Consider the following 26292-nt stretch of genomic DNA (forward strand, 5'->3'; position numbering starts at 1 on the left):
AAAAACCACTTGAAATAGGCACTCTGCGCAGATGCATGCATGTTGGCGGCCACTGCATGCACGCAACGCCGGCACCGGCCGGCGCCGGCACCAGCGCCAGCACAACGGCACCGCAACGGGGGGCGAAAAGTTTTCACATCCGGACGCGTCGGCGCGGGGCGGAAACGCGGATTTGCGCAAAACTGCGCACGCCCCTCGGTACCGTTCGCGGGTCTGCTGATGCCGCGTCGAGGGCGCGCAGCAAACCCTGCGTCATGAGCCGACGTACTCGCCAAAACAAAAACGGCCACCCGAAGGTGGCCGTTGCAGAACCCGGAAACGACGACTCAGTGGTCGTCGTTCTCCAGGGCTTCGGCGTACGCGTCCGGGTCCAGCAGCTCGTTTACCTCTTCAGCGTTGGTCAGTTCGACCACGAACATCCAACCTTCGCCGTAGGCATCTTCGTTGATGGTTTCCGGCTTGTCGGACAGGGCCGAGTTGACCTCGACAACCTTGCCGCTGATCGGGCTGTAGACGTCCGAGGCGGCCTTCACCGACTCGACGACGGCGATCTGTTCGCCGGCCTTGGCGTCGGCGCCGACTTCCGGCAGTTCGACGTAGACCAGGTCACCCAGCAGGCCCTGGGCATGGTCGGAAATACCGACGGTGACGCGGCCATTGCCTTCGACACGGGCCCACTCATGGGACTTGAGGAACTTGAGGTCGCCGGGGATCTCGCTCATGGGACTGCTCCAGAGATATGCAGGGGTGGAAAAAACGGGGCTAGTGTAACCAACCGGCCGCCACTGCTGTCAGTGACGACCGGCATGTCCGGATCAGGCGTCGGCGAGCACGCCGGGCTGGGCCTGGCCTTCGCGCACGAACGGGAACTTGACCACGCGCACCGGCACCTGCCGGCCGCGGATGTCGACGGTGACCTCGCCGAGTTCACCGGCGGGCACGCGGGCAAAAGCGATGCCCTTGGCCAGGGTCGGCGAGAAGGTGCCGGACAGGATCTCGCCCTGGCCGCCAGCGGTGGTCACCGCCTGGCCATGGCGCAGCACGCCCTTCTCGTCCATCACCAGGCCGATCATCTGGCGTGCTGTGCCGGCAGCCTTCTGCGCTTCCAGCGCGTCGCGACCGATGAAGTCGCGGCCTTCGTCCAGCGACACCGTCCAGGCCAGCGCCGCTTCGTACGGGCTGATCTCTTCGTCCATGTCCTGGCCGTACAGGTTCATGCCGGCTTCCAGGCGCAACGTGTCGCGTGCGCCGAGACCGGCCGGCTTCACGCCCGCCGCCAGCAGGCGGTTCCAGAACGCGACCACCGCGTCCTGCGGCAGCAGGATTTCGAAGCCGTCTTCGCCGGTGTAACCGGTGCGGGCGACGAACAGCTCGACGCCGTCGTCGGACTGCACCTGCAGGGCGGCGAAGCGGCCCAGCTTGGTCAGCGCCTCGCGCTCGGATTCGCGGGCCAGGCCGATCACGATCGCGCGCGCCTGCGGGCCCTGCACGGCCAGGATGGCCAGGTCCGGGCGCTGCTCGACGCTGACGCCGAACGGCGCGGCCTGCTCACGCAGCCAGGCCAGGTCCTTTTCGCGGGTGGAGGCGTTGACCACCATGCGGAAGAAATCGTCGCCCAGGTAGTAGACGATCAGGTCGTCGATGACGCCGCCGCGCGGATTCAGCATGCACGAGTACAGCGCCTTGCCCGGCACCTTCAGCTTGTCGACCGAGTTGGCCAGCAGGCGGCGCAGGAACGGCTTGACCTGGTCACCGCGCAGGTCGACCACGGTCATGTGGCTGACGTCGAACACACCCGACTCGCGACGCACCAGGTGGTGCTCGTCCAGCTGCGAGCCGTAGTGGATGGGCATGTCCCAACCCCCGAAATCGACCATCTTGGCGCCAAGGGCGCGGTGGGTATCGTTGAGCAGCGTCTTCTGGGTCATGACCGGGTCCGGCAGCAGAGGAAACAAGAATCCCCATTATCCCAGATCGGTCGCCCGCAGGCGTGCCGCAGCGCAGCGCCGGAGCTGCAGAGCCGAGCCCATGCTCGGCGGCTCTTCGTGTGCGCGCCGAGCGCGGGTCCGGCTCTACAGGGGGCGGTCTGCAGCCTCGACCCGTAGCGTGCTGCCCTGCACCGCCACCACCCGCACCAGGCTGCCGGCCTGCAGGTCCGAGCCGCTGACCTGCCAGTACGCGTCGTCGATGCTGACCCGGCCCTGCCCACCAACGATACCCTGCTGCAACGGCACCACCCGTCCGACCAGTTGTTCGGCGCGGCGGTTGAGCAACGGTGCATCGCTGGGTCGCGCCCTTGCCTTGCCCCAGCGCCGGTAGCACTGGATCGAGACAACGCTCAGCACGACGAAGGCAACGACCTGCCACAGCAATGGAATGCCGCTGAACACCGCAACCAGTACGAACACCGCCGCCGCGCCAATGCCGATCCACAGCATGAACGCCCCGGGCGCCAACGCCTCGGCGGCAAACAGCAGCAGCGCCAGCGCGCCCCAACCGACGACTTCCCAACGCATGTCAGCCTCCGAGCGGCGGCGGCCGCTTGCCGGCGGCCTTGTTGTACTGGCTGGCCAGCGCCTGCTTCGCCAGTTCGGCCACGCCGGCGATCGAACCGATCACGCCACTGGCCTCCATCGGCATCAGCACCAGCTTCTGGTTCGGCGAACTGGCCAGCTCCTTGAACGCTTCCACGTACTTCTGCGCAACAAAGTAGTTGATCGCCTGCACGTCGCCCTCGGCAATCGCCGCCGACACCACCTTGGTCGCCATCGCTTCGGCCTCGGCCAGGCGTTCGCGCGCCTCGGCATCGCGGAACGCAGCTTCGCGACGGCCTTCGGCCTCCAGCACGGTGGCCTGCTTTTCGCCATCGGCACGCAGGATCTCCGACTGGCGGGAACCCTCTGCCTCTAGAATCTGCGCGCGCTTCTCGCGCTCGGCCTTCATCTGCCGCGCCATCGCATCCAGCAGGTCGCGCGGCGGCTGGATGTCGCGGATCTCGATGCGGTTGACCTTCACGCCCCAAGGATTGGTGGCATGGTCGACCACGCTCAGCAGCTGGGCATTGATCACCTCGCGCTGGCTGAGCGATTCATCCAGGTCCATCGAACCGATCACGGTACGGATGTTGGTCTGCACCAGGGCGATCATCGCCACTTCCAGGTTCGCCACCTCATAGGCAGCCTTGGCGGCATCCAGTACCTGGAAGAACACCACGCCATCCACGCGCACGGCGGCGTTGTCCTTGGTGATCACTTCCTGGCTGGGTACATCCAGCACCTGCTCCATCATGTTCACCTTGCGCCCGACCCCGTACACGATCGGAATCAGGAAGTGCAGGCCGGGGGTCATGGTGTGCGTGTAGCGCCCGAAGCGCTCGACGGTCCATTCGTACCCCTGCGGCACCATCCGCACCGCCTTGAACAGGATCACCACGGCCACGAAGGCCAGCACCACGGTAAAGAACATGGTCGGGAACATCTTGCTTTCCTTATCTATGACGTCCAGGCCCCAGCATAGCGCGTGAAGGCCGCATTCACAGCGGAGCTACCAAGGCATGCGCCCGCGCAGGATGTCGGCGAACATCACCCAGTCGCCCATGAACGAGTACAGCGGGTGCTGGAAGGTGGCCGGGCGGTTCTTCTCGAAAAAGAAATGGCCAACCCAGGCGAAGCCGTAACCGCAGACCAGGGCAGCCAGCAGCAGCACCGGCTGCCCACGCAGGATCGCCGCCGCGACCAGCAGCAGTACGCCGCAGCTGCCGATGAAATGCAGGCGGCGCGACACCGGGTGGCGATGCTCGCTGAGGTAGAACGGATAGAACTCGCGGAAGCTGGCGAAGCGGGACATGCGCGTGCTCCGGGAACCAGGGTCGTCGCCATCATGCACCATCGCTGACCTTGTGGCGCCGAGCTAGGCCCGGCTTGCGCGCGCCAGCGCGGTCGGAAGGAGGCGCAGCCACGCATGGCCCGGCGCTACCCTGATGAGGTGCGCGGCCCGAACATGATCACCGCCATGCCGGCCAGGCACAGCGCAGCGCCCAGCAGGTCCCAGCGGCTGGGGCGGATGCCGTCGACCAACCACAACCAGAACAGCGCGGTGCCGATGTACACGCCACCGTAGGCGGCATAGACCCGTCCACTGGCAGTCGGGTGCAGAGTCAGCAGCCAAGCGAACAGGGCCAGGCTGGCCGCGGCCGGCAGCAGCAGCCAGACGCTGCCTCCCTTGCGCAGCCACAACCATGGCAGGTAACAGCCGACGATCTCGGCCAGCGCGGTCAGCAGGAACAGGCCAAGCGTCTTCACGCTTTTTCTGCTGCCTTGGCGTGCTGCCACAGCGCTTCCTGCGCATCCAGGCTCATCGCAGCCAGCGCCCCACCCTGCGCGTCGGCCTGCGCTTCCATCGCGCGGAAGCGGCGTTCGAACTTGTGGTTGGCCCCGCGCAGCGCCGCACCCAGGTCGATGTCGGCATGGCGGGCCAGGTTGGCGCAGACGAACAGCAGGTCGCCCAGTTCTTCCTGCAGCCGCACCTTGTTGCCGGCGATATCGCCGCGCTCGAACTCCTCGCGCAGTTCCTGCAGTTCCTCGGCCGCCTTGTCCAGCACCGGCAACGGGCCGGGCCAGTCGAAGCCGACCTTGGCCGCACGCGACTGCAGCTTCACCGCCCGCTGCCATTCCGGCAGCCCGCGCGAAATGCCGGCCAGCGCGGAGGTGTCCTGCTCGCCCTTGGCGGCACGCTCGGCACGCTTGATCGCATCCCAGTTGCGCGTCACGCCGTCGGCATCGTCGACGCTCACGTCGGCGAACACGTGCGGGTGACGGCGCTGCATCTTGTCGCTGATCGCGCGTGCGACCTCGGCGAAGGCAAAGGCCCCCTGCTCTTCGGCCATGCGCGCATGGAACACCACCTGCAGCAGCAGGTCGCCCAGCTCGTCACAGAGATCGTCGAGATCGCCACGGTCGATCGCATCGGCCACCTCGTAGGCTTCCTCGATGGTGTACGGCGCGATGGTTGCGAAGTTCTGCTCCAGATCCCAAGGGCAGCCGCCCTGCGGGTCGCGCAGGCGCGCCATGATCGCCAGCAGGCGCTCCAGCTCGTGGGCGGCGGCGCTGCCGGTGGTGGGGGTGTCGTGCGCGCTCATGCGGCCTCCAGGGTCAGTCGGACAACCAGTCGCGCCATGGCAGGCTGGTATCACCAAGGGCAATGAAATCACCGTTCAACAGGGTTTCGCGGCGGTTGTAGCGGAACGGCTTGCCGGTCGCGGCCGACAGTACCGCACCGCCGGCGGCGTGCAGTACGCACTGGCCGGCAGCGGTATCCCATTCGGAGGTCGGGCCCAGCCGAGGGTAGACATCCAGGCCGCCTTCGGCGATCCGGCAGAATTTCAGCGACGAGCCCTGCGCGATGGTCTCGATGCGGCCCATGCGCGCCAGCAGCGCCTCGGTTTCCGGCGAGCGGTGCGAACGGCTGGCGGCAACGCGCAGCGGGGCGGTGGCCGGCGTGCGGGTGCGCAGCACGGTGTCGTGCAGGCCCTGCCGGCGATAGGCCAGCTCGCCACGCATGGCATGCCAGACGATGCCGGTCACCGGGGCCAGCACCACGCCGAAGGCCGGTGCGCCCTGGTAGATCAGCGCGATGTTGACGCTGAATTCGCCGTTGCGCTTGACGAACTCGCGGGTGCCGTCGAGCGGGTCGACCAGCCAGTAGGCACCCCAGTGGCGGCGCTGCTCCCAGCCCACCTGCGCCGATTCCTCGGACAGGATGGGCAGGTCCGGGGTCAGCTGCTGCAGGCCCTGCTCGATGACCTGGTTGGCCGCCAGGTCGGCACTGGTGACCGGGCTGTTGTCGTCCTTGATCTGCACGTCGAAGCCATCGGCATAGACCTGCATGATGGCCTGTCCGGCTTCCTGGGCGATGGCGATGGCAGTCTCGCGCAGGTCCGTGGTCAGTTTGATCATCGCAATCCCTGCAGCCACTGGCGGGCGATGAACAGCGCCGCCAGCGAGCGTCCCTCGGAGAAGTCCTCGCGCAGCATCAGCTGGTCCAGCTCGGCCAGCTTCCACGGGATGACTTCCAGTTCTTCCGGCTCGTCGCCGGCCAGCTTTTCCGGGTACAGGTCGCGCGCCACCACCAGCCACGACTGGTGGCTCATGTAGGTGGGGGCCAGGGTCATCGCGCGCAGCACGTCTACCCGGCGCGCACCATAACCGGCCTCTTCCTTCAGTTCGCGGTCCGCGGCCTGCTCGGGGGTCTCGCCGGCGTCGATCCGGCCCTTGACCAGCCCCAGTTCGTAGCGGTGCATGCCGGCAGCGTATTCACGTACCAGCAGCACGGTCTCGTCGTCGAGCATCGGCACCACTACCACCGCACCATGGCCACGGCTGACCAGCCGCTCGAAGCGGCGGCGTTCGCCGTTGGAGAACTCCAGGTCCAGATGCTGGCGCTGGAAGGGACCGTTCTCCTCATCGGTGATCCGATGGATGATCGGCAAGCGACGGCCGGCACGGTCATCGTTCATGCGGAATCTCCGCGGCGGCCGGCGCCTGCGCCGGGGCCGATAGAATGTGCAGGCAGCAACATGTTCATGAGCCCGAAATGCTAGCAGACCCAACCCCCTCCCCGCTGGCCCAGCACTGGCGGCAACGCGACCTGCAGGTGCTGTGGCACCCGTGCACGCAGATGCGTGAACACCCGGACACCCTGCCGCTGGTGCCGATCGCCCGCGGCGAAGGTGCCTGGCTGATCGACCACGATGGCAATCGCTACCTGGATGCGGTCAGCAGCTGGTGGACCAACCTGTTCGGCCATGCCGAACCGCGCATCGGTGGCGCCATCGCCGCCCAGGCCACGCAGCTGGAACAGGTGATGCTGGCCGGCTTCGGCCATGAGCCAGCCATCACCCTGGCCGAACGCCTGCTGGCGCTGGCCCCGCGCCAGCCTGGCCGCGAACCGCTGGCCAAGGTGTTCTACGCCGACAACGGCTCCGCCGGCGTGGAAGTGGCGCTGAAGATGACCTTCCAGTATTTCCAGAACCGTGGGGAACCGCGGCGCACGCGTTTCATCGCACTGGAGAACGGCTACCACGGCGAGACCCTGGGCGCGCTGGCGCTGGGTGACATCCCGCTGTATCGCCGCGTCTATGCGCCGCTGCTGGCCGAAGGGCTGTTCGCGCCGTCGCCTGACGCTTACCTGGCCGAGCCCGGCCAGAGCGCCGCGGATCGCGCGCGCCAGGCCGCCGATGGCCTGGCTACGCTGTTCGACCAGCATCCGGGCGAGATCTGTGCGGTGATCCTGGAGCCACGCCTGCAGTGCGCGGGCGGCATGCGCATGCATGACCCGGTGTACCTGCAGCGGGTGCGCGAACTGTGTGATGCGCACGGTGCATTCATGATCGCCGACGAGATCGCCACCGGTTTCGGCCGCACCGGCACCCTGTTCGCCTGCGAGCAGGCCGGAGTGATGCCAGACCTGATGTGCCTCTCGAAAGGCCTGACCGGCGGCTTCCTGCCGCTGGCCGCCGTGCTGGCGACGCAGGCCCTGTACGACGCGTTCCTCGACGACTCGCGCGAGCGCGCGTTCCTGCACTCGCACAGCTACACCGGTAACCCGCTGGCCTGCGCGGCTGCGCTGGCGACGCTGGACATCTTCCGCGACGACGATGTGATCGCCCGCAACCGTGGCATCGCCTCGGTGATGGGCGCGCTGGCTGCGCCATTGAGCGACCATCCGCACGTGGCCGACGTCCGCCAGGCCGGCATGGTGGTGGCCTTCGAGCTGTCGCGGGATGGCAACAAGCGCACGCCGTTCGATCCGGCGCTGCGACTGGGCCTGCACGCCTACAAGGCTGCGCTGAAACGTGGCGTGGTGCTGCGTCCGCTGGGCGACGTGCTGTACTGGATGCCACCCTACTGCGTGGATGACGAACAACTGGAGCTGCTGGCACATACCACGCTGGCGGCGATTGACGAGGCGATTGCATGCGCGTGACCCGCTGCCCCATCGACCTGGCGCTGCACAGCGGCCAGACCGTGACCCTGCCGGAAGAGACGGCCAACCATCTGGTGCGGGTGATGCGCCTGCGCGAGGGTGATACCTGCGTGCTGTTCAACGGCGATGGCCACGACTACAGCGCCACGCTGACTGCCGCCGGCAAGCGCGAGGTGCAGGTGCGCATCGATGCGGTGCAGGCGGTGGACAACGAATCGCCGCTGGCGATCACTCTGCTGCAGGGCATTGCCCGAGGCGAGAAGATGGACCTGATCCTGCAGAAGGCCACCGAGCTGGGCGTGAGCGCCATCGTTCCGGTGAATGCCGAGCGCACCGAAGTGAAGCTGGATGCCGCGCGCGCGGAGAAGCGCGTAGCGCACTGGAACAACGTGGTGACCTCGGCCTGCGGCCAGTCCGGGCGCGCGCGCATTCCGCAGGTGGGCTCGCCGGTGTCATTGGCGCAGGCGGCGGCGACGCTGCCGGCCGATACGCTGCGGCTGACGCTGGACCCGCACGGTGCCCATCGCCTGTCGACGCTCGACGCGGCGCCGACGGGCGGCATCGTGATCGCGATCGGCCCGGAAGGCGGCTGGTCGCCGCGCGACCGGGATCAGCTGGCAGCGGCAGGATTCCAGGGCCTGCAGCTGGGGCCGCGCATCCTGCGCACGGAGACCGCCGGGCTGGCCGCGATCGCGGCATTGCAGGCGCGGTTGGGCGACCTGGGGTAAGGTTGATTGGTGGTAGTGCCGGCCGCTGGCCGGCATCCAAGGGATCATGAGGTTGCCGGCCAGCGGCCGGCACTACCGGGAACCCGACCGGCGGATTGCCGATCAGGCCGCCAGCGAATCCAGCGCGGCTTCCAGCGCATCCAGGTTCGGCAGCAGCGCGCTCTGCTCACCCAGCAGCACGCGCATGTGCACGATCTGCGGCAGGGTTTCCTCGGAAGCATCGGCCAGCAGGCCATCGCGCGGCACCGAGATCAACTGCGGGAAATTCTGCGTCAGCAGCGCGTAGTACGGGCGCTGCGCGTTGCCGCTGAGGGCCTTCAGCACGACGACCTTGTTGTGGCCGCCCACGGCTTCCTCGCCCAGGCCGGAAAGGCGCGCGAACGACACCAGCGGCACCTGCCAGCCGTGCCAGCCGATTTCGCCGACCAGCCAGCGCGGGGCGTCGGAAACCGGCTGCACCGGCACCCGCGACATCATTTCGGCCACGGTGGCATTGGGCAGCAGCACGCGCTCGTTGCCGGCCTGGATCAGGACGCCGCGGATTTCGTCATTGCTGGCATAGCTCATGGTGCCTCTCCGTTATCGTCTTCCACGCCCCAGCGCGAGGCGATGGCCTGCGCCAGTTCCTGTGGCTCACCCGCCACCATGCCAGCGGCGACCACCGCCGTGGCTGCGGCAGGGTCATAGCAGCCCTCGCCGACCTGCCCGGCCACCCAGGCACCGGCGGCGGCCAGATCCAGCGCCGGACCCACATGCGCAAGGTCGGCGCCGCTGAGCAGGACCAGCGCAGTGTGGTCGGCCGGCAGCCCGGCAATCGAAATGCCTTGCGCGTCGCTGACGAAATACAGGCCGTCGCTGGCGGCCTGCACGCCGATGTCATCGGCCAGCACGTGCACTTCACCGGGTGTTGCACGCTGGCCGGCTTCGGCCAGCTGCACCGGCAGCGGCGACACCCGTGCCATCTGCTTGACCAGGTTGCCGTAGCGGCCACCGTCCAGGCGCATGTGCACCAGCACCGGCACGCTCAGCGACGATGGCAGCGCACCGAGCAGGCGGCGCAGCGCATCCGGGCCGCCAATGCCGGCCAGCACCAGCAGCGAGCCGGCACGTGCGCCCGCAGGCGCCGCAGTGTCCAGGTCCACCAGGCTGAGGTGATCGGTATCGAAGGACGGCAGCGGGGCTTCCATCGCGGCGCTGTACCCGGTGGCTGCGGGTGCGTCTGCTACGTCCTCGACCAGTGACCACGCGGTGTGGTCGAAGGACACCGGCGGCGTTGCCGGTGTGGCAACCGGCTGCATCGGCGCTGCCTCCAGCGGCTCCGCCACCACCGGCTGCAGCGCGGCCAGTGCCTGCTCCAGCGCGATCGGTTCGTGCAGGTGCGCCGGTGGCGCATACAGGCTGTCCGCCGGCACCTCGTCGGCCCAGCTCAATGCCTGGTCCAGATGCGGCTGGAGCGCTTCTTCCCGTGGTGCCGGCGGCGGTGCCGGGTGGCCCGGTTCCAGCTGCAGGGCGGGTTCGTCTTCCGCACCCGGCGGCAGCACCTGCTGGTGGCCGTGCAGCTTGGCGGCCAGGTGGCGGCCCCAGCGCTGTGCCTCCCAACCATCACGGCGCGCCGCCAGCTCGGCTTCGTCGAAGACCAGGGTCAGGCCTGGTGCGGACAGCACCGCTTCAAGCCGCTCCAGAGCATCCTCGATGGCCGCTTCCAGCGCGATCACCACGAACTGTGGACGCGCGTCCTGCAGCAGCTGCGGCTCCAGGCCATTGGGGTCGTCTTCCAGCACCAGCTGCACATCGGCATGCGACAACGCCTCGCGCAGGCGCTCGCGCGCCGCGCCAGGACGGGCCAGCAGGGCGACGGCCGGGGCCGCCTGGGCTTCACTCACGGACACGGGCGATCCCCAGCAGGTCGTACACGTTACGCATCAGGTCCAGCTCCTGGTACGGCTTGCCCAGGTAGCGCTGCACACCGATCTCGAAGGCGCGCTGGCGGTGCTTGTCGCCGCTGCGCGAGGTGATCATCACGATCGGCACGTCCTTGTAGCGCGGGTCGGCACGCATCGCGGTGGCCAGCTCGTAACCATCCATGCGCGGCATCTCGATGTCCAGCAGCATCAGGTCGGGCACGCGTTCTTCCAGGCGCTCCAGTGCTTCCACGCCGTCGCGGGCGACGCTGACCTCGAAGTTGTGGCGTTCGAGGATGCGCCCGGTCACCTTGCGCATGGTCAGCGAATCGTCCACCACCATCACCAGCGGCACCTGGCGCTCCTGGCGTGGCGCGTTGGCCAGCACCGGCAGCGTCGGGTTGGCGAGGAAGCGGCGCACCAGCGGCGCGACGTCCAGGATCACCACCACGCGGCCATCGCCGGTGATGGTTGCACCGTAGATGCCCGGTACCGAAGCGATCTGCAGGCCGACCGGCTTGACCACGATTTCGCGGTTGCCCAGCACCTGGTCGATCGCCACGGCGGCACGCAGGTCACCAGCACGGACCAGCAGCAGCGGTACCTGGTCCTGGCCATCGGCACGCGCCGGGGCCTGCCCGACCAGGCTGCCGAGGTCGTACAGCGGATAGTCCTCGCCGCTGTAGCGATAGCTGCTGTCGGCCGCTTCGAAACGCTCGCGCGACAGGCGGCCGATGCCACTGACCGATGCGACCGGCACCGCAAAGGTGGTTTCGCCGATCTGCACGAACACCGCCTGGGTGACCGCCAGCGTCTGCGGCAGGCGCAGGGTGAAGCGCACGCCCTGGCCCCGCACTGACTGGATATCGACCGAACCGCCCAGCTGGCGCACTTCGTTGCGCACCACGTCCATGCCCACGCCACGGCCGGCCAGCTGGCTGACCTGGTCAGCGGTGGTGAAACCAGAGGCGAAGATCAGGTTGTCCAGTTCCTGCTCGTTCGGCTGCGCATCGGCAGCCAGCAGGCCACGGTCGATGGCGCGGCGGCGGATCGCCTCGCGGTCCAGGCCGGCGCCGTCGTCGGCCACTTCCAGCACGATTTCCGAGCCTTCGCGGTGCAGGCGGATGGCGATCTCGCCCTCCTCCGGCTTGCCGGCGGCGCGGCGCTGTTCCGGCGCTTCCAGGCCATGCGCCACGGAGTTGCGCAGCATGTGTTCCAGCGGCGCGACCATGCGGTCGAGGACGTTGCGGTCCAGTTCGCCGTGGGTACCTTCCAGGGTCAGGTGGACCTGCTTGCCGGTATCCATGCCGGACTGGCGGACCACGCGGCGCAGGCGCGGCACCAGACCGTCGAACGGCACCATGCGCGCGCGCATCAGGCCATCCTGCAGTTCCGAGCTGACGCGCGACTGCTGCTGCAGCAGGGAGTCGTACTGGCGCGACAGATCGTCCAGGACGCCCTGCAGGCCGCCAAGGTCGGCGGCGGACTCGTTCAGCGCACGGCTGAGCTGCTGCAGGGTGGAGAAACGGTCCAGTTCCAGCGGATCGAACTTCTGGTCCGCCTGGTCCTGCTCGCGCTGGTAGCGGGCGACGATCTGCGCCTCGGTTTCCAGGTCGAGTCGGCGCAGCTGGTCGCGCAGTCGCGCATTGGTGCGCTCCAGTTCGGCCATGGCACCACGGAAGGCACCCAGCTGCTGTTCCAGACGCGAGCGATAGATCGCCACTTCACCGGCATGGTTGACCAGGCGGTCGAGCAGGTCGGCGCGCACCCGCACCTGCTCCTGCTGCGGACGCGCCAGCGGATCTTCGTCGGCCACGCCTTCGGCCGGCAGTGGTGCCGACAGCGGGGCATCGGCCGGCGTCGTCAGCGGGCCCACAGCCTGTGCCGGCACGGCCTCGGCCTCGCTGGCCGCACGCGCGGCCGCAGCGGCCGCCGCGATATCGGTGGTGGTGCGGACCTCGAAGGCCTCCACCAGATCCTGTGCAGGCGCCACCACGCGGTGGGCACCGGTCCGCGTCAGCAGCTGGTGCAGGCGGTCGAAGCCGCGCTCCAGCAGCTGCACGTCGCGGCGTTCGATCTCGGTGCGGCCGGCCGCCACGGCTTCCAGCAGGGATTCGATGCTGTGGCCAAGGTCGCCGATTGCATTGATGCCGGCCATGCGTGCGCCACCCTTCAGGGTGTGCAGGTCACGCTGCAGGCCGGCCAGCACCTCGCGATCCTGCGGCGCATTGCGAAGCTCGCTGATCAGGCCATCGCAGTGGTCGAGCAGGTCCTTGCCTTCCTCGACGAAGATGTCGACCAGTTCGCGGTCGTACACGCTGAAGTCGAGCGCATCGGCGCCATCCGCGGTGTCTTCCAGGGTGGAGGCTTCATCGTGGAGCGGCGCCCGCTCTCCGGCGTCGGCCTCGGCAGGTTCGGCATCGGTGTTGGCCGTGCCCTGCCCCGGCGCTTCTTCCAGTTCGAAGAACCGCACCGGCTCGGCGGTGGCCTGCAGTGCTTCGGCAGCGCTCACCTCGTTCACCGTCGCCGGGGACGGCTGATCGGCGCTCTCTCCTTCGCCGACCGCCGCCTCCCCGCCGACGTCCGCATCCTCGGCAAAGGCTTCCGCCTCGCCCGGCGCGAGTTCGCTGGCCTGGAGGCCGAGCACGGGCCATTGCCCGTCGTCGTCCAGGGTCTGCTCTTCTTCGATCACGTGCAGGCCGGCCTCGAGCGCGGCTGCCAGCGTGACCGGTTCTGCAAAACCCGGCGCAGCCATTTCATCCTGCAGGCTCGACAGCCCGCTGTCGAGTGGCAGTGCAGCAGCGTCGTCGTCGAGGCTGGCGTCGGCATCGCCCAGATCAGCGGACATCGACGTATTCAGGTCGATTGCGTCAACCTCCGCGGACACCGGCATCTCATCGGCGTCGCGGTCATCCACCGGCAGCGCGCGGGCATCGAGGTAGGGCGACAGATCGTCGGCCATGGTCAGATCAGCGTCGTCGACCGTCGTGATCGTGGGCACGGCATCTGCTTCGGCCACTTCGACAACAGGCGCCCTCTCGACCGGCTGGATCGATTCAATCGCGCAGGTGTCCGCCACGGCAGGTTCACCTTCGCCCGGCACCGACGGCCAGCCGGCGTCGAAGTAACGCGAAAGATCGTCGCTGGCGGTCAGCTCGCCCACGTCCAGGCCGCTGTCGGCCGCGATGTCCAGCGTCTGCGGGTCGGTTGCAGCTGGAACCGGTTCCAGCGCATCTTCGGCAAGCGGCTGCGGCTCGGCAATGAGATCGGGCGCCACATCGAAAGCGGACGCCATGCTGGTTTCGTCCAGCGTGTCCAGCCCGGCCAGCGGCGCTTCGGCTTCGGATGCCCGCCCGACATCAGGCGCCAGCGCGATGCCCTCTTCATCCTCGTCCTCCAGCCCGACCATCGGCCAGCGCGCTTCCGGCAGTTCACCGGCCAGCGCCTGCAGGCGCTGTACCAGCGCTTCCTGTGGCGTGATGCGCGGCTGCTCGGCCTGCAGCGCTTCCATGGTCGCGGTGATCGCCTGCGCGGTCGCATCCAGCGCAGCCACGCCCTCGTCGCCCGGCACCACGTCTGCAGCCAGCGCGCGCTTGATGTAGGACTCGGCACCGCCGGTAACGGCAGTGATTTCCGGCACTTCCGTCATCGCGAAGGCGCCGTTCATGGTGTGCACCGCGCGCAGCAGCGCGTCGCTGACCGGCTGCGGCGCCTGCTGTGCCAAGCGCAGCCAGTCCTGCAGGGTCGCCTGGTGGACTTCCACTTCGGCTTCCAGGATCTCGCGCAGCACGCTGTCGATGTTGGCTGGCGTGCCCAATGCTTCGGGCGCCGGGTCCGCATGGGCTTCAGCCTGCACCGACGCCATTGCTTCGGCTTCGAGAATGCGGCTGATCTCGTCCTCGCCATCGGCTTCGACCACCGGTGCGGCGGGAGCGGCCGCAACCGGCAGCGGTACGTAATAGGTTTCCTCACCCGCGCCGACGCGATCGGCAATGGCCTGCATCGCCTGCAGGTCCACGCTGATCCGCTGGCCATGACGCAACGCGGCGTTCAGCTGCGGCAGCGCGGCATGCGCGTTGTCGACCATGGCCAGCACGGCTGGCGTCGCCGGGCGGCTGCCGTCGAGCACGCGGTTGAGCATGCCCTCGATCTTCCACGCAAATTCGCCCAGGGTGCGTGCACCGACCAGTCGGCCACTGCCCTTGAGCGTATGGAAGATGCGACGGATGGGACGCAGACGGTCCATGTTGTCCGGCTGCATGCGCCATGCCGGCAGCAACGTTCCGAGGTTGGCCAGTTCGTCGTCGAACTCTTCCAGGAACACCTCGCGGATGTCCTCGTCGATGTTCTCGGCATCGTCGTCGAAGCCGGCCTCGAAGCCGGCGTCTGCATCTTCCGCGCTGCCCACGGCGACTGGCGCTTCCGCATCAGCCGGCGTCGGGGTCGCCTGCGGATTGAAGTCCGCGGCGGCAGCGCTCAGCTCGGCAAAGAACTGCGCGTCGGCTTCGCTGAAATCAATCGGTGCGATGGTGTCGATGTCGATCATCGACACCGCCGCTGCCGGCACATCGGCAAGCGGTGCGGGCGCTTCCACCGGCACATCCACGGGGGTGATGTCCGGCTCTGCGGCAGCCGGGCTCTCTTCCACCACCGCAGGGGCAGTGGCATCGATGCTCTCCAGCGACGGATGCAGCCCGGCAGCGTCCTCCAGCGACAATGCCTCCATCGCATGCAGCGACAACACGTCATCGGCATTGTCCAGCGCATCGGCATCGAAACGGAACACGACGTCGTCACTTGCAGAAAACGCGTCATGTTCGGCGGCCACCGGGTCGAACCCCGGTGCGGCATGCGCGCCGGTCTCGATGGACAGCGACGCGTCGGCGGCGTCCTCTACGTCCAGGCCGGTTGTCGCATCGGACTGCACTGGCAGAGCCGCCTCCGACAGCGTCCAATGGGCGGCGGCGCCCTGCCCTGCATCGAGCTGTTCGAAACTGACCGGATCGAAGCTGGCAAACGTCGGACTGCGCTCATCGTCCGCTGGAGCGAGCGGATCGGTCTCAGGATGGAACGGTGCCAGATCCCATTGCGGGACCTCGGGTGCAGGTGCACTGGAGGCGGCAAAGACCAGCGGTGCATCCGACTCGTCACGCAGCGACAGCGGCGCGGAGGCGACGGATCCCAGCCCACCAAACATCAAGCTGTTGTCCGCCGCTGCCGGCGAAGGCGTGGCCGGTGGCGGATCGAAGGTGAAGTCCGGCAGCGGTACCGGCACCTCACCGGGTGCCGGCGCGGCCGACTGTACCGGGATCTCGATGTGCTCTGGCTGCAGTGCCTCGCCCTGCAGCACGACCGGCTCACGCTCGATCGACTGCGGCACGGACGCTGCCGGCTCAGCCGCATCGTGGTCCGGCAACGGCCAGTAGCGCAGCGCCTCAAGGCTGCTGCGGGTGATGTCGAGGATGTCCTCGCGACCCGGGCGGCGGTCGCGCAGGGCTTCGAGGTAGTACTCCAGGCTGGCCATGGCGTCGGCCAGCGTGTCCAGCTGGCGGCCACTCGGCACGCGCTGGCGACCGATCAGCTCGGCTTCGATGTACTGCTGCACACCGCGCAGGTAATCGGCGGCGGTACCCAGGTCGAGCATGCGCAGCGCACCGGACACATCGCCCAGCAGGCGCGGCACGTCGTGCAGCTCGGCATGGTTCCAGCTGGTTTCAATGAACGCGACGAAGTGCTCGCGCGCGGCGGCGAAGTTGGCGATGGCCTCGTGCGCCAGCACCTCTACCGTGCGCCGGTTCTCCACTGCGCTCGGATCGTCCTGGCCACTGCCGCCGGCGCCCAGATGGGCGACCTGGTCATCCAGCGACGCATCCACGTAGAGCAGCGCCCCGGCGATATCCAGCAGCAGGTTTTCGTCGATCTGCTGGCGGCCCTCGACCACGCCACGCAGGGCATCACGTTGCTGCACGACCACGCCGCGGGCCACGCCCAGGCCCATCATGCCCAGCGTATCGGCGACCGCACCGAGCTCGTTGGCCTGGGTCTGCAGCTGCTCCGGCGCACCGCCGGTACGCAGGTGCAGGTCCAGCGCATCCTTGATGCGCAGCAGTTCTTCCTTCACTGCACTGCCCACGGTATCGAGCAGCTCGCGGTTGCGCCCGCTCAGGCTGCCACGGGCATGGTCCAGCTCGGCCTCGGTGGCGGTGATGCTGTCCGGTGCGAATGCCAGCAGCACGCTGTCATGCACGCCCTCTTCGCCACGTGCGGCACGGATCTCGTTCAGCAGCGGCATCAGCACGATCGGGATGTCACGGTGACCGTTCTGCAGGCGCTCCAGGTAATCGGGCAGCAGCACGCTGCCACGCATCAGAGTCGCGCAGGCTTCATCCCGATCGGCCACGCCACCGGCGCCGATGGCATTGGCCAGCTGTTCCAGCTCCTCGGCCACCATGGCCGGGGCGTACAGCTCGACCATGCGCAGGGTGCCCTGTACCTGGTGCAGGTAGCCGGCGCAGATGCGCATGCGGCTGGCGTCGGTCGGGTCTTCCGCGTAGTACTCGACTTCGTTGCGCACCTGGCGCAGGGTCTCGTCCAGCTCGGGCTTGACCCAGCCCAGCGCTGCGTGGCTCATCGCATCGCGCAGACTGCTCATGGACGCGCTCCGTTCGCCGCCGCGCGGAAGCCGCGCGAGTTCTGGCGTGGGGAATGGAAATGCTTCATCGACTGGTTCCTTGCTCGCCGCCCTGCCCGCGTCACGCCGGCAGCTTGAAGTCGGCGACCGAACGACGCAGGTCGGCCGCCAGCTGCGCGAGGTGGCCGATCGATTCGGCGGTCTGCCCGGCACCCTGCGAGGTCTGGCCGGTGATCTGCCGGATCACGCCCATGGTGCGGGTGATGTCCGAGGCCGCAGCCGACTGCTGCTGGGCGGCGATGGAGATGTTCTTGATGAGGGTGTTCAGTGCATTGGACACGCGCTCGATCTCGGTCAGCGCGGTGCCGGCGTCCTCGGCCAGACGTGCACCGGACACCACTTCGGCGGTGGTCTGTTCCATCGAGGTGACCGCTTCGTTGGTATCGGCCTGAATGGCCTGCACCAGGTTCTCGATGCGTCGGGTCGCGCCGGAGGTACGTTCTGCCAGGCGCTGCACTTCGTCGGCCACGACCGCGAAACCGCGGCCCGCTTCACCTGCCGAGGCCGCCTGGACCGCTGCGTTCAACGCCAGGATGTTGGTCTGTTCGGAAATGTCGTTGATCAGTTCCACGATCGAGCCGATTTCCTGCGACGACTCACCCAGGCGCTTGATGCGCTTGGAGGTTTCCTGGATCTGGTCACGGATCTGGTCCATGCCCTGGATGGTCTCGCGCACCACGCCGGCACCTTCGGCGGCGATCACCACCGAACGTTGTGCCACGTCGGCCGACTCGGCCGAGTTGCGCGACACCTGTTCGATGCTCGCCGCGATTTCGCCGATGCGGTCCGACGCCGAGGTGATCTGGTTGGCCTGGTGGCCCGCCGCCTCTGCCAGCTGCATGGCGGTGGCCTGGGTTTCCTGGGTGGACAGCGCGACCTTGGCCGAGGTGTCGTTGATGGTGGTCACCAGGTGGCGCAGCTCGTCGACGGCGTAGTTGATTGCGTCGGCGATGGCGCCGGTCATGTCCTCGGTCACCGAGGCCTTCACCGTCAGGTCGCCCTCACCCAGCGAGGAGATTTCGTCCAGCAGCCGCATGATCGCCTGCTGGTTGCGGCTGTTGAATTCCACCTGGGTCTGGTAGCGCAGTTCCTGCTCGCGCGAGCGGCTGCGCACGTTGGTGGAAACGAAGCCGATGATCGCGATCAGCGACAGCGCACCGGACACCACACCGATCCAGAAGTTCGGGAACAGGCGGGTGTCAGACACCGAGCCGAACGAGGAGAACGCGTCGAACAGCTTGCGGCTGTCATCCAGCATGTGGGCCGAACCCTGGCCCAGCGCGGTGGCGGCGGACTGCGCCGCGAACAGCTGGCGCGAGCTGGCCAGGATCGCGTCAGCGTCCTGCTTCATCGCTTCCCACTTCTGCTGCGACTGCTCCAGTGCGGCGACGGCGGCGGCACCGCGCACGGCGGTGATGCCCAGTTCCTCGTTGCCGTTGCGCAGGCCGTCGAGCACCTGCGAGAACACGGTGATGTCGCGTGCCAGTGCATCGCCGGACGTCGCTGCGGCGCTGCCACCGGCGCGCATTTCGGTCACGCGACGGGCCATGGAGCCGGCCACCACCACCTGCTGCAGGGCGCTGTACACCTGCGACGACGGCGCGCCGGAGGCCGACATCGCACGCACCAGCTCGTTCAGCTGGGCCTGCAGGCCCGGCACCGCACCGGTGAAGTTGTTGGCGTTGCCGGCCAGCGCCAGCACCGCCGGTTCACTGGCGACCAGCTGCCCGGCCTGCTTGCCCAGCGGCGCCCAGGTCTCGCCCAGGGTGGCGATGGCACCGGACACGCCCGGCTCCTTGCCGTAGCGCCCCTGCAGTGTCGACACGTTCTGTTCGATCGCGTTGCGGGTCGCCTTGAAAGCGGTGAACGCCTGCGCGTTGCCGCCCACGGCGTCACGGCCCTGGTTGGCCAGCTGCTGTGACAGCACCTGCAGGTCGGCCGCCTTGGAACCGGCATCGGCCAGGCGACTGCCCTGCCAGGTGGCGACGCCGGTGTTGACGCCGAACAGGATCATCGATGCCAGCAGCAGGAACAGCCAGAGGTTGCTGCCGCCCAGCCGCAGCTTGCCGGTCTTGGTGGCGTCCGAAGCAGTACTCATCGTTCAACCTCGATCTTCAATGCAGGGGGCGATGCCCGGCCTCAGGCCGCGGCTTGCCGGAATTCAGGGGTACGCGACAGCAGCGAGAGGGAGAACACGCCCCAGTCGTGGCCGTCGGCGTGGAAGGCGCGATCGACGAAGTGGCCGTAGCGCCCTTCGGCCAGCGTGCCGGCCGCGATCTGCTGGTCCAGTTCAAAGCTGCGCTGGCCGAACAGTTCATCGATGGTCAGGGCGACGTCGCCGCCGGCCTGGCGCATGATCAGCACGCGCTGGCCTTCCTGCTGCACGGTACGCGTGCCTTCCAGGAAGTACTTCAGGTCGACCACCGGGAACAGGTTACCGCGCAGATTGCCCACGCCCAGCAGCCACGGCTGCGCGCACGGCACCGGGGTCACCGGCGGCATCGGCACGATTTCAACCACTTCGCGGAAATCGGACACCAGCCGGCGCTGGCCGACGCGGTAACCCACGCCACGCCAGAGGTCCTGGGCGAACTGCCGCTCGGGCAGCTGCACCGCATGGGCCAGGCTGCGCCGTTCGTAGGCTTCGAGAATGTCGAAGGGCGAGCGCATCAGGCCACCAGTTCGTTGATCCGCGCGATCAGTTCATCCTCGCGCGGCGGCTTGACGATGTAATCGGCCGCGCCCTGGCGCAGGCCCCATGCCTTGTCGGTTTCCATCGCCTTGGTGCTGACGATGATCACCGGGATGTGCTTGATCGCCGCATCACGGGCCATCGCGCGGGTGGCCTGGAAGCCGCTCATGCCGGGCAGGACCACGTCCATCAGCACCAGCTGCGGCACCTGGTCGCGGACCAGCTGCAGTCCATCCTCGGCATTGTCCGCCTCCAGCACCTCGTGGCCGGCACGGCGCAGCCACTGGGTGAACACCGCGCGGTCGGTCGGTGAATCCTCGATCAGAACGATACGAGCCATTGTGCCTTTCCCCCCTGGTCAGGCGTTGACGTATGTGCGGATGGCACCCAGCAGTTCTTCACGCGTGAAAGGCTTCGTCAGGTACTGCTCCGAGCCGACGATGCGTCCCCGCGCCTTGTCGAACAGGCCATCCTTGGACGAGAGCATGATGACCGGGGTCGCCTTGAACAGCTGGTTGCCCTTGATCAGCGCACAGGTCTGGTACCCGTCCAGGCGCGGCATCATGATGTCGACGAAGATGATCTGCGGCTGCTGGTCTGCGATCTTCGCAAGCGCTTCGAAGCCGTCGGTGGCGGTGACCACCTCGCAGCCTTCGCGCTTGAGCAGCGTTTCCGCAGTCCTGCGGATGGTCTTCGAATCATCGATGACCATCACCCGGAGTCCTGCGAGTTCCCCGCCCGCAGTCGTGTTTTCAGTCATTGCCTATCCCCAAGCGCACGGCCCGATCTCTGGCGGGGGCCGCTACGAAAGCGTATCTATATCGCACTTTCCGCGCCCGCTTCAAGGCCGCCCCATGGCGCGGGGCATGGCACCCCCCTGAACGTGACGGGTTTCGCAATGCGTGCGCGACCGCCGGGCGGACGCTGCGTTGCAGGACGGCGGGGAGGCGCGCGAGCGGCGTTGCCGCTACCATCAACGCCTTGCCTGACAGGTGCGCCCATGCCGTTGAACGTCATCGTGGTGATGGATCCCATCGCCCACATCAAGATCGCCAAGGACACCACCTTCGCCATGCTGCTGGAAGCCCAGCGCCGCGGCCATGCCCTGCACTACGTGCGCCCGGGCGGCCTGGCCCTGGAGGGTGGCGTAGCGGTGGCCCAGACCGCGCCGCTGCAGGTGCGCGACGACCCGGCCGGCTGGTATCAGCTGGGCGCGTTCGGCCGCACCGAGTTCGGCCCCGGCCAGATCGTGCTGATGCGCAAGGACCCGCCGGTCGACGCCGAATACATCTACGACACCCAGGTGCTGGACGTGGCCGCAGCGGCTGGCGCCTGCGTGGTCAACAACCCGCAGGGCCTGCGCGACTACAACGAGAAGCTGGCCGCGCTGCTGTTCCCGCAGTGCTGTCCGCCGACCCTGGTCAGCCGCGACGCGAAGGTCTTGAAGGCCTTTGCGCTGGAGCACGGCCAGGCCGTGCTGAAGCCGCTGGACGGCATGGGCGGCCGCTCGATCTTCCGCAGCGGCCAGGGCGATCCGAATCTGAACGTGATCCTGGAAACCCTGACCGACGGCGGCCGCAAGCTGGCGCTGGCCCAGAAGTTCATTCCCGACATCACCGCCGGTGACAAGCGCATCCTGCTGGTCGATGGCGAACCGGTGGACTACTGCCTGGCGCGCATCCCGCAGGGCGATGAATTCCGCGGCAACCTGGCCGCCGGCGGCCGCGGCGAAGGCCGCCCGCTGAGCGAGCGCGACCGCTGGATCGCCGCCCAGGTCGGCCCGGAGATGAAGCGCCGCGGCATGCGCTTCGTCGGCCTGGACGTGATCGGCGATTACCTGACCGAGGTCAACGTGACCAGCCCGACCTGCGTGCGCGAACTGGACGCGCAGTACGGCCTGAACATCGCCGGCACCCTGTTCGACGCACTCGAGGCCGGCCTGCGCTGATGTCTGCCGCACCTGCCGTCCTGCCCCCGCCGCCGCGCGAAGCGCAACGGCTGGGGGCGACCATCGCGCTGTCGGTGCTGGTCCACGCCCTGCTGATCCTGGGCGTGGGCTTCGCCGTGAAGGGCGATGCGCCGCTGGTGCCGACACTGGAAGTCATTTTCAGCCAGACCCGCACCGCGCTGACCCCGAAGCAGGCCGATTTCCTGGCCGCGGCCAACCAGGAGGGCGGTGGCGAGCACGACCGCGCACAGCGTCCGCGCGACAACCAGGCCGGCATCGTGCCGCAGGCCCAGTCCGGAATCAGCCCGGTTCCACAGCAGCAGCAATCGGCCGCGCCGGTTCCGCCGCCACAGGCACGGGTGGTCAGCAGCCGCAATGGCGAAGAGGTGGTGGCGCAGGCGCAGTCCCGCCCCACGCCGGATCAGCCCGAACCGGATGCGCCCTTGAGCGCACGCGAACAGCGCGACGTGGAGATGGCGCGGCTGGCTGCCGAAGTACATCTGCGCTCGGCGCAGTACGCCAAGCGCCCGAACCGCAAGTTCGTGTCGGCCAGCACGCGTGAGTATGCCTATGCCAATTACCTGCGCGCCTGGGTCGACCGTGCCGAGAAGGTAGGCAACCTGAATTACCCGGATGAGGCGCGGCAGCGCCGCCTCGGCGGCCAGGTAGTGATCAGCGTGGGCGTGCGTCGCGATGGCAGCGTGGAGAGCAGCCGGATCCTGCGTTCGAGCGGGACGCCATTGCTGGATGAGGCCGCACTGCGGGTGGTGCAGCTGGCCCAGCCGTTCCCGCCATTGCCGAAGACTGAAGACGAAATCGACATCCTGCAGGTTACCCGTACGTGGGTGTTCCTGCCGGGCGGCACCCTGCACGACGACCGATAGGGTTTTGGTGCCCGGGCCTGCGGCCCGGGACCCGCTGGAAGGCTAGAGCAACGGCAACAGCAACAGCGGCGGTTGGGCTGTGGGTTTGGCGGGGCGGTGTGGGCTTGCAGGACACGCCGTAAACCCGTCCCTGGGGGCTCGCTGGCGCCTTGCTCGTGTGCGCTGTCCTGCGCACACGGCAAGACCGGGGTTGGGCGTCCTGCCCAACCCGCCCGAGGCATGCCTCGGGCCCATGGCGCCAACGGTCCTGCAAGCCCACACCGCCCCACCTCTGACAGATCGCGGCGCATTTTTGCTATTGGTAGGTGTCGACCTTGGTCGACACACATCCACGCTACGCGTGGATGCGAGCGAAGCGATCCGCTTTTGACTTTGATTTTCTTTTTTGATTTTCCGTGGCGGACGCACACGGAAACTGTCAGAGGTCGGGCGGGGTGGGTTCGCGGGGGTGTCCGCGGCATGGATGCCGCGGCCAAGCCCCCATGGACGGGTTTACGGCGTCCCCCGCGAACCCACCCCGCCCGGCCAAGCGCGGCTTTTGGTTTATGCGATCAACCAACCCCGCCACGAGGGGCTCAGCCGTTGGCCTTCGCCTTCGCCTCGCGCGCGGCCTGCTGCTCGACCAGGGTCAGCGCCACATTGTCACGCAGGTACGCCGGCTCGACCTTCTCCGGTGCAATGGCTTCGCCGCGAGCGAACGCCGGCACCGCCAGTGCCAGTACATCCGACGCTCGCGGCAGCGCCGTCGCATCAAAGCCGCGCAGGCCGGTGCCCAGCTGGGTCACCAGTGCCCCCTCGGCTGCGCCGAAACCGGTGCCGACACCGTAGGCCGACATCCCTTCCGGCAGCGCAACCGCAGCGGGTGCGCACACGCGCTCGGCATCACGTGCCACCGGCAGCCCGTCTACACGCTCGAAGCGCGCGACGTACAACTCCCCCATCCGTGCGTCGATCGCCGACAGGATCTGCGTTTCGTCCGCCGGTGCCCGCAGCGCCAGCACCTGCAGTGTCGAGACCGGCAGCAACGGCCGATCCAGTGCCAGCGCAATGCCTTGCGCGATGGCGATCGCCAGGCGAACGCCAGTGAATGCACCCGGGCCGCGGCTGAGCGCGATACCGTCCAGCTGGCGGCGGCTGATGCCGGCTTCGGCCAGCAGCGCCTCCGCCCACTGCAGGCTCAGTTCGGCATGCCGGCGCGGGGCGATCTCGAAGCGTTCCAGCACCTGCCCATCGACATGCAGGGCAACGGAACAGGCTTCGGTGGCGGTTTCAAAGGCGAGCAGTTTCATCGGATCGGGTCAGAACAGGGGGAACGTGGCACCGGGCGCCGGCTCGGGGCCGGTCGCAACGGCGGCCGGAGCAGCCGCACCATCGGCCACGGGCGCCCATTGTGGCGTAAAGAAGGCCTGCACATCGGCCAGACTGCGGGTACGGCGGAATGGCGGCAGTGAATCGAGGAAGACCCGGCCATAGCCACGGTTGAGCAGGCGCGGGTCGCACAATACCAACACGCCACGGTCGCTCTCACTGCGGATCAGGCGACCGACGCCCTGTTTCAGCGCAATCACCGCCTGCGGCAGCTGCTCATCGCGGAACGGATTGCCACCCTGGCTGCGGATCGCCTCCAGCCGTGCCTCGTACACCGGATCGTCCGGTGCCGCGAACGGCAGCTTATCGATCATCACCACGCTCAGCGCCTCGCCCACCACGTCCACGCCCTCGCGGAAACTGGCCGAGCCCAGCAGCACGCCATTGCCCGATTCGCGGAAGCGCTGCAACAGCGTCGCGCGCGGCGCCTCGCCCTGCACGAACAACGGCCATGGCCCATCGCGCAGTGCCTCGGCGGCCTCGCGCAATGCACGGTGCGAGGCAAACAACAGGAATGCCCTGCCCTGCGACGCCTGCAACACCGGCCGCAGGGTCTGGATCAACGCAGTACCGAAGCCCCGCGCAGCCGGATCAGGCAGGCCTTCGGGCAGGTAGCACAGCGCCTGCTCCGGCCAATTGAACGGACTCGGCTGGACCAGCGTGTGCGGATCGTCCAGGCCCAGGCGGGTGGCGATGTGGTCGAAGCCACCGCCCACGGTCAGCGTCGCCGAGGTGAAGATCCATGCCGCGCGACTGCGTTCGCGATGCTCACGCAACGGGCCGGACACATCCATCGGGGTGCGCTGGCAGCGAAAACCACGTGGCGTGAGCTCGTACCAGAGCACATCAGCGGCAGTGGCGGTTTCCGCCGGGTCGGTATCGAAATCGAGGGCAGGTTCGTCATCGCCCAGCCAGCGGCTGAGCCGCGAGACCGCTTCGCGCGCCCGTGCATGGCAGGCATCCAGGCCCGCCGCGGCTTCGCGCAGCGGCTGCAGTGCCTGCTCCAGCGTCACCAACCCCGCCATCACCGTATCGAATCCATCGCGCACCTGCGGCATCGCCAACGCGCGCCATTGCGTGCCACGCGGCGGTAGTCCCTCCATCGCCGAACGCAGGGCCAGCAGCGCCTGCTGCAACTGGTCGACCGGTTCCTGCAGCGCCGACTGCGCGCCGCCGACGCCACGCGCTTCGGCCAGGCAGTCGCGGCCCAGTTCCTGCCACGGGCGCATGCCGAAACCTTCGCCGAAGAACTGCGCGGCCAATTCGGGCAGCTGGTGTGCCTCGTCGATGACGAAGGCCTGCGCCCCCGGCAGCAATTCACCGAAGCCATCCTGCTTCAGAGCCAGATCGGCCAGCAGCAGATGATGGTTGACCACCACCACGTCGGCGGCCTGCGCACGCTGCCGCGCGCGCACCACGAAGCAGTCATCCCAGAACGGGCAGTCGGTACCCAGGCAGTTGTCGACCGTGGAAGTGACCATCGGCAGCAGCGGCGAATCATCGGCCAGGCCTTCCAGTTCGGCGATGTCACCGAACTCCGAACGACCGGACCAGGCCAGGATGCGCTGGAACTGCGCCGCCTGTTCGGGGCTGGAAAAACGCGGCTCGCCGCGCGCCTGCTGCAGGCGATAGCGGCACAGGTAGTTCGCGCGCCCCTTCAGCAGCGCACTGCGCAGGCCGACACCAAGTGCCTGACGCACCCGTGGCAGATCGCGGTGGTAGAGCTGGTCCTGCAGCGCGCGGGTTCCGGTGGAAATGATGGTACGCAGCCCGGACAGCAGCACCGGCACCAGATAGGCAAAGGTCTTGCCAGTACCGGTACCGGCCTCGGCCAGCAGCAGGTCACGCTGCTGCAGCGCATCGGCGATGGCTTCGGTCAGGTGCAGCTGTGCCGGACGCGGGACGAAGGCATCCAAGTGCGAGGCGAGCGCGCCGCCGTCGCTGAGGGCTTCGCGGCTGGCATGGACAAGGTCGGACATCAGAGGGAAAGAATACCCGGCCGGGCGCTGCCCGGCACCCGTTTCAAGCCGGAGCACCAGCAACAGCAACAGCGGTGTTCATGGCTCTGGGTTGTACTGGGGACTGGCGGGGGACTGT

The 26292-nt window shown here is 68.1% G+C and carries 22 protein-coding genes; 4 read left to right on the forward strand and 18 right to left on the reverse strand.

The window, feature by feature from the left end; all coding sequences use genetic code 11:
* Nucleotides 1-326: 326 nt before the first annotated feature.
* From gcvH to nudE, 9 genes are all read right to left on the reverse strand, one after another.
* Nucleotides 327-722: a glycine cleavage system protein GcvH gene (gene gcvH / locus CKW06_RS18175; protein WP_005410701.1), complete on the reverse strand. Its 396-nt coding sequence runs from the start codon at nucleotides 720-722 to the stop codon at nucleotides 327-329.
* 93 nt (nucleotides 723-815) lie between these two features.
* The gene (gcvT, locus tag CKW06_RS18180) at nucleotides 816-1928 is read right to left on the reverse strand and encodes a glycine cleavage system aminomethyltransferase GcvT (protein WP_024958146.1); all 1113 of its coding nucleotides are present in this window, start codon (nucleotides 1926-1928) and stop codon (nucleotides 816-818) included.
* Between the two features lie 144 nt (nucleotides 1929-2072).
* Nucleotides 2073-2516: an NfeD family protein gene (locus CKW06_RS18185; protein WP_024958145.1), complete on the reverse strand. Its 444-nt coding sequence runs from the start codon at nucleotides 2514-2516 to the stop codon at nucleotides 2073-2075.
* 1 nt (nucleotide 2517) lies between these two features.
* On the reverse strand, nucleotides 2518-3477 hold the full coding sequence (locus tag CKW06_RS18190; protein WP_024958144.1) for an SPFH domain-containing protein: 960 nt from the start codon (nucleotides 3475-3477) through the stop codon (nucleotides 2518-2520).
* Nucleotides 3478-3543: 66 nt separating this feature from the next.
* Nucleotides 3544-3846: an Mpo1-like protein gene (locus CKW06_RS18195; protein ID WP_024958143.1), complete on the reverse strand. Its 303-nt coding sequence runs from the start codon at nucleotides 3844-3846 to the stop codon at nucleotides 3544-3546.
* Nucleotides 3847-3971: 125 nt separating this feature from the next.
* Nucleotides 3972-4301 carry a YnfA family protein gene (locus CKW06_RS18200; protein WP_005410706.1) on the reverse strand — a complete coding sequence of 110 codons (330 nt, stop codon included), beginning with the start codon at nucleotides 4299-4301 and terminating at the stop codon, nucleotides 3972-3974.
* Nucleotides 4298-5137 (reverse strand): nucleoside triphosphate pyrophosphohydrolase, encoded by an 840-nt coding sequence (gene mazG, locus CKW06_RS18205; RefSeq protein WP_012481040.1) that lies wholly within the window; start codon nucleotides 5135-5137, stop codon nucleotides 4298-4300. The genes CKW06_RS18200 and mazG overlap by 4 nt, the downstream gene beginning before the upstream one ends.
* Nucleotides 5138-5150: 13 nt before the next feature.
* Nucleotides 5151-5954 (reverse strand): 3'(2'),5'-bisphosphate nucleotidase CysQ, encoded by an 804-nt coding sequence (gene cysQ, locus CKW06_RS18210; RefSeq protein WP_024958142.1) that lies wholly within the window; start codon nucleotides 5952-5954, stop codon nucleotides 5151-5153.
* The gene (nudE, locus tag CKW06_RS18215) at nucleotides 5951-6514 is read right to left on the reverse strand and encodes an ADP compounds hydrolase NudE (protein ID WP_024958141.1); all 564 of its coding nucleotides are present in this window, start codon (nucleotides 6512-6514) and stop codon (nucleotides 5951-5953) included. The genes cysQ and nudE overlap by 4 nt, the downstream gene beginning before the upstream one ends.
* A 77-nt stretch (nucleotides 6515-6591) precedes the next feature.
* Here nudE and bioA point away from each other — a divergent pair, with 77 nt between their 5' ends.
* A complete protein-coding gene (gene bioA, locus CKW06_RS18220) occupies nucleotides 6592-7983 on the forward strand; it encodes an adenosylmethionine--8-amino-7-oxononanoate transaminase (RefSeq protein WP_032964373.1) in 1392 nt (463 codons plus the stop codon).
* A complete protein-coding gene (locus CKW06_RS18225) occupies nucleotides 7974-8711 on the forward strand; it encodes a 16S rRNA (uracil(1498)-N(3))-methyltransferase (protein WP_005414248.1) in 738 nt (245 codons plus the stop codon). The genes bioA and CKW06_RS18225 overlap by 10 nt, the downstream gene beginning before the upstream one ends.
* Before the next feature lie 102 nt (nucleotides 8712-8813).
* Here the strand turns inward: CKW06_RS18225 and CKW06_RS18230 are convergent, their stop codons facing one another.
* From CKW06_RS18230 to pilG, 7 genes are all read right to left on the reverse strand, one after another.
* Nucleotides 8814-9278 carry a chemotaxis protein CheW gene (locus CKW06_RS18230; RefSeq protein WP_005410712.1) on the reverse strand — a complete coding sequence of 155 codons (465 nt, stop codon included), beginning with the start codon at nucleotides 9276-9278 and terminating at the stop codon, nucleotides 8814-8816.
* On the reverse strand, nucleotides 9275-10600 hold the full coding sequence (locus tag CKW06_RS18235; RefSeq protein ID WP_024958139.1) for a chemotaxis protein CheB: 1326 nt from the start codon (nucleotides 10598-10600) through the stop codon (nucleotides 9275-9277). The genes CKW06_RS18230 and CKW06_RS18235 overlap by 4 nt, the downstream gene beginning before the upstream one ends.
* Complete coding sequence (locus tag CKW06_RS18240; RefSeq protein WP_024958138.1) at nucleotides 10587-17264, reverse strand: Hpt domain-containing protein; 6678 nt, start codon at nucleotides 17262-17264, stop codon at nucleotides 10587-10589. The genes CKW06_RS18235 and CKW06_RS18240 overlap by 14 nt, the downstream gene beginning before the upstream one ends.
* 100 nt (nucleotides 17265-17364) lie before the next feature.
* Nucleotides 17365-19401, reverse strand: a complete 2037-nt coding sequence (locus CKW06_RS18245) for a methyl-accepting chemotaxis protein (protein ID WP_005410715.1) — start codon at nucleotides 19399-19401, stop codon at nucleotides 17365-17367.
* 41 nt (nucleotides 19402-19442) lie between these two features.
* On the reverse strand, nucleotides 19443-19973 hold the full coding sequence (locus CKW06_RS18250; protein ID WP_005410716.1) for a chemotaxis protein CheW: 531 nt from the start codon (nucleotides 19971-19973) through the stop codon (nucleotides 19443-19445).
* Nucleotides 19973-20335, reverse strand: a complete 363-nt coding sequence (locus tag CKW06_RS18255) for a response regulator (protein ID WP_005410717.1) — start codon at nucleotides 20333-20335, stop codon at nucleotides 19973-19975. Before CKW06_RS18255 ends, CKW06_RS18250 begins: the two co-directional genes overlap by 1 nt.
* Nucleotides 20336-20353: 18 nt before the next feature.
* Entirely contained in the window at nucleotides 20354-20755 is a 402-nt protein-coding gene (gene pilG, locus CKW06_RS18260) for a twitching motility response regulator PilG (protein ID WP_005418455.1), read from the reverse strand.
* Nucleotides 20756-20995: 240 nt separating this feature from the next.
* Here pilG and gshB point away from each other — a divergent pair, with 240 nt between their 5' ends.
* Together gshB and CKW06_RS18270 are read left to right on the forward strand one after the other, a co-directional pair.
* Nucleotides 20996-21943, forward strand: a complete 948-nt coding sequence (gshB, locus tag CKW06_RS18265; RefSeq protein ID WP_024958137.1) for a glutathione synthase — start codon at nucleotides 20996-20998, stop codon at nucleotides 21941-21943.
* On the forward strand, nucleotides 21943-22827 hold the full coding sequence (locus CKW06_RS18270) for an energy transducer TonB family protein (RefSeq protein WP_005410719.1): 885 nt from the start codon (nucleotides 21943-21945) through the stop codon (nucleotides 22825-22827). The genes gshB and CKW06_RS18270 overlap by 1 nt, the downstream gene beginning before the upstream one ends.
* Before the next feature lie 575 nt (nucleotides 22828-23402).
* On the opposite strand, the gene tsaB is transcribed toward CKW06_RS18270, so the two are convergent.
* Both tsaB and yoaA read right to left on the reverse strand, forming a co-directional pair.
* A complete protein-coding gene (gene tsaB, locus CKW06_RS18275) occupies nucleotides 23403-24116 on the reverse strand; it encodes a tRNA (adenosine(37)-N6)-threonylcarbamoyltransferase complex dimerization subunit type 1 TsaB (protein ID WP_024958691.1) in 714 nt (237 codons plus the stop codon).
* A 9-nt stretch (nucleotides 24117-24125) separates the two neighbouring features.
* Complete coding sequence (yoaA, locus tag CKW06_RS18280; RefSeq protein ID WP_012481048.1) at nucleotides 24126-26174, reverse strand: DNA repair helicase YoaA; 2049 nt, start codon at nucleotides 26172-26174, stop codon at nucleotides 24126-24128.
* Nucleotides 26175-26292: the final 118 nt, after the last annotated feature.

Origin of the sequence: Stenotrophomonas maltophilia (genome assembly GCF_900186865.1) — a bacterium.
GTDB lineage: Bacteria > Pseudomonadota > Gammaproteobacteria > Xanthomonadales > Xanthomonadaceae > Stenotrophomonas > Stenotrophomonas maltophilia.

What these genes read in the sequence shown, in the direction of transcription:
- CKW06_RS18245 (WP_005410715.1), bottom strand. Translation starts at nt 19,401, where the DNA reads ATGAGTACTGCTTCGGACGCCACCAAGACCGGCAAGCTGCGGCTGGGC.
- CKW06_RS18190 (WP_024958144.1), bottom strand. Translation starts at nt 3,477, where the DNA reads ATGTTCCCGACCATGTTCTTTACCGTGGTGCTGGCCTTCGTGGCCGTG.
- CKW06_RS18225 (WP_005414248.1), top strand. Translation starts at nt 7,974, where the DNA reads ATGCGCGTGACCCGCTGCCCCATCGACCTGGCGCTGCACAGCGGCCAG.
- CKW06_RS18250 (WP_005410716.1), bottom strand. Translation starts at nt 19,973, where the DNA reads ATGCGCTCGCCCTTCGACATTCTCGAAGCCTACGAACGGCGCAGCCTG.
- nudE (WP_024958141.1), bottom strand. Translation starts at nt 6,514, where the DNA reads ATGAACGATGACCGTGCCGGCCGTCGCTTGCCGATCATCCATCGGATC.
- yoaA (WP_012481048.1), bottom strand. Translation starts at nt 26,174, where the DNA reads ATGTCCGACCTTGTCCATGCCAGCCGCGAAGCCCTCAGCGACGGCGGC.
- CKW06_RS18185 (WP_024958145.1), bottom strand. Translation starts at nt 2,516, where the DNA reads ATGCGTTGGGAAGTCGTCGGTTGGGGCGCGCTGGCGCTGCTGCTGTTT.
- CKW06_RS18240 (WP_024958138.1), bottom strand. Translation starts at nt 17,264, where the DNA reads ATGAGCAGTCTGCGCGATGCGATGAGCCACGCAGCGCTGGGCTGGGTC.
- CKW06_RS18270 (WP_005410719.1), top strand. Translation starts at nt 21,943, where the DNA reads ATGTCTGCCGCACCTGCCGTCCTGCCCCCGCCGCCGCGCGAAGCGCAA.
- CKW06_RS18255 (WP_005410717.1), bottom strand. Translation starts at nt 20,335, where the DNA reads ATGGCTCGTATCGTTCTGATCGAGGATTCACCGACCGACCGCGCGGTG.
- gcvH (WP_005410701.1), bottom strand. Translation starts at nt 722, where the DNA reads ATGAGCGAGATCCCCGGCGACCTCAAGTTCCTCAAGTCCCATGAGTGG.
- pilG (WP_005418455.1), bottom strand. Translation starts at nt 20,755, where the DNA reads ATGACTGAAAACACGACTGCGGGCGGGGAACTCGCAGGACTCCGGGTG.
- CKW06_RS18195 (WP_024958143.1), bottom strand. Translation starts at nt 3,846, where the DNA reads ATGTCCCGCTTCGCCAGCTTCCGCGAGTTCTATCCGTTCTACCTCAGC.
- CKW06_RS18230 (WP_005410712.1), bottom strand. Translation starts at nt 9,278, where the DNA reads ATGAGCTATGCCAGCAATGACGAAATCCGCGGCGTCCTGATCCAGGCC.
- tsaB (WP_024958691.1), bottom strand. Translation starts at nt 24,116, where the DNA reads ATGAAACTGCTCGCCTTTGAAACCGCCACCGAAGCCTGTTCCGTTGCC.
- cysQ (WP_024958142.1), bottom strand. Translation starts at nt 5,954, where the DNA reads ATGATCAAACTGACCACGGACCTGCGCGAGACTGCCATCGCCATCGCC.
- bioA (WP_032964373.1), top strand. Translation starts at nt 6,592, where the DNA reads ATGCTAGCAGACCCAACCCCCTCCCCGCTGGCCCAGCACTGGCGGCAA.
- gshB (WP_024958137.1), top strand. Translation starts at nt 20,996, where the DNA reads ATGCCGTTGAACGTCATCGTGGTGATGGATCCCATCGCCCACATCAAG.
- mazG (WP_012481040.1), bottom strand. Translation starts at nt 5,137, where the DNA reads ATGAGCGCGCACGACACCCCCACCACCGGCAGCGCCGCCGCCCACGAG.
- gcvT (WP_024958146.1), bottom strand. Translation starts at nt 1,928, where the DNA reads ATGACCCAGAAGACGCTGCTCAACGATACCCACCGCGCCCTTGGCGCC.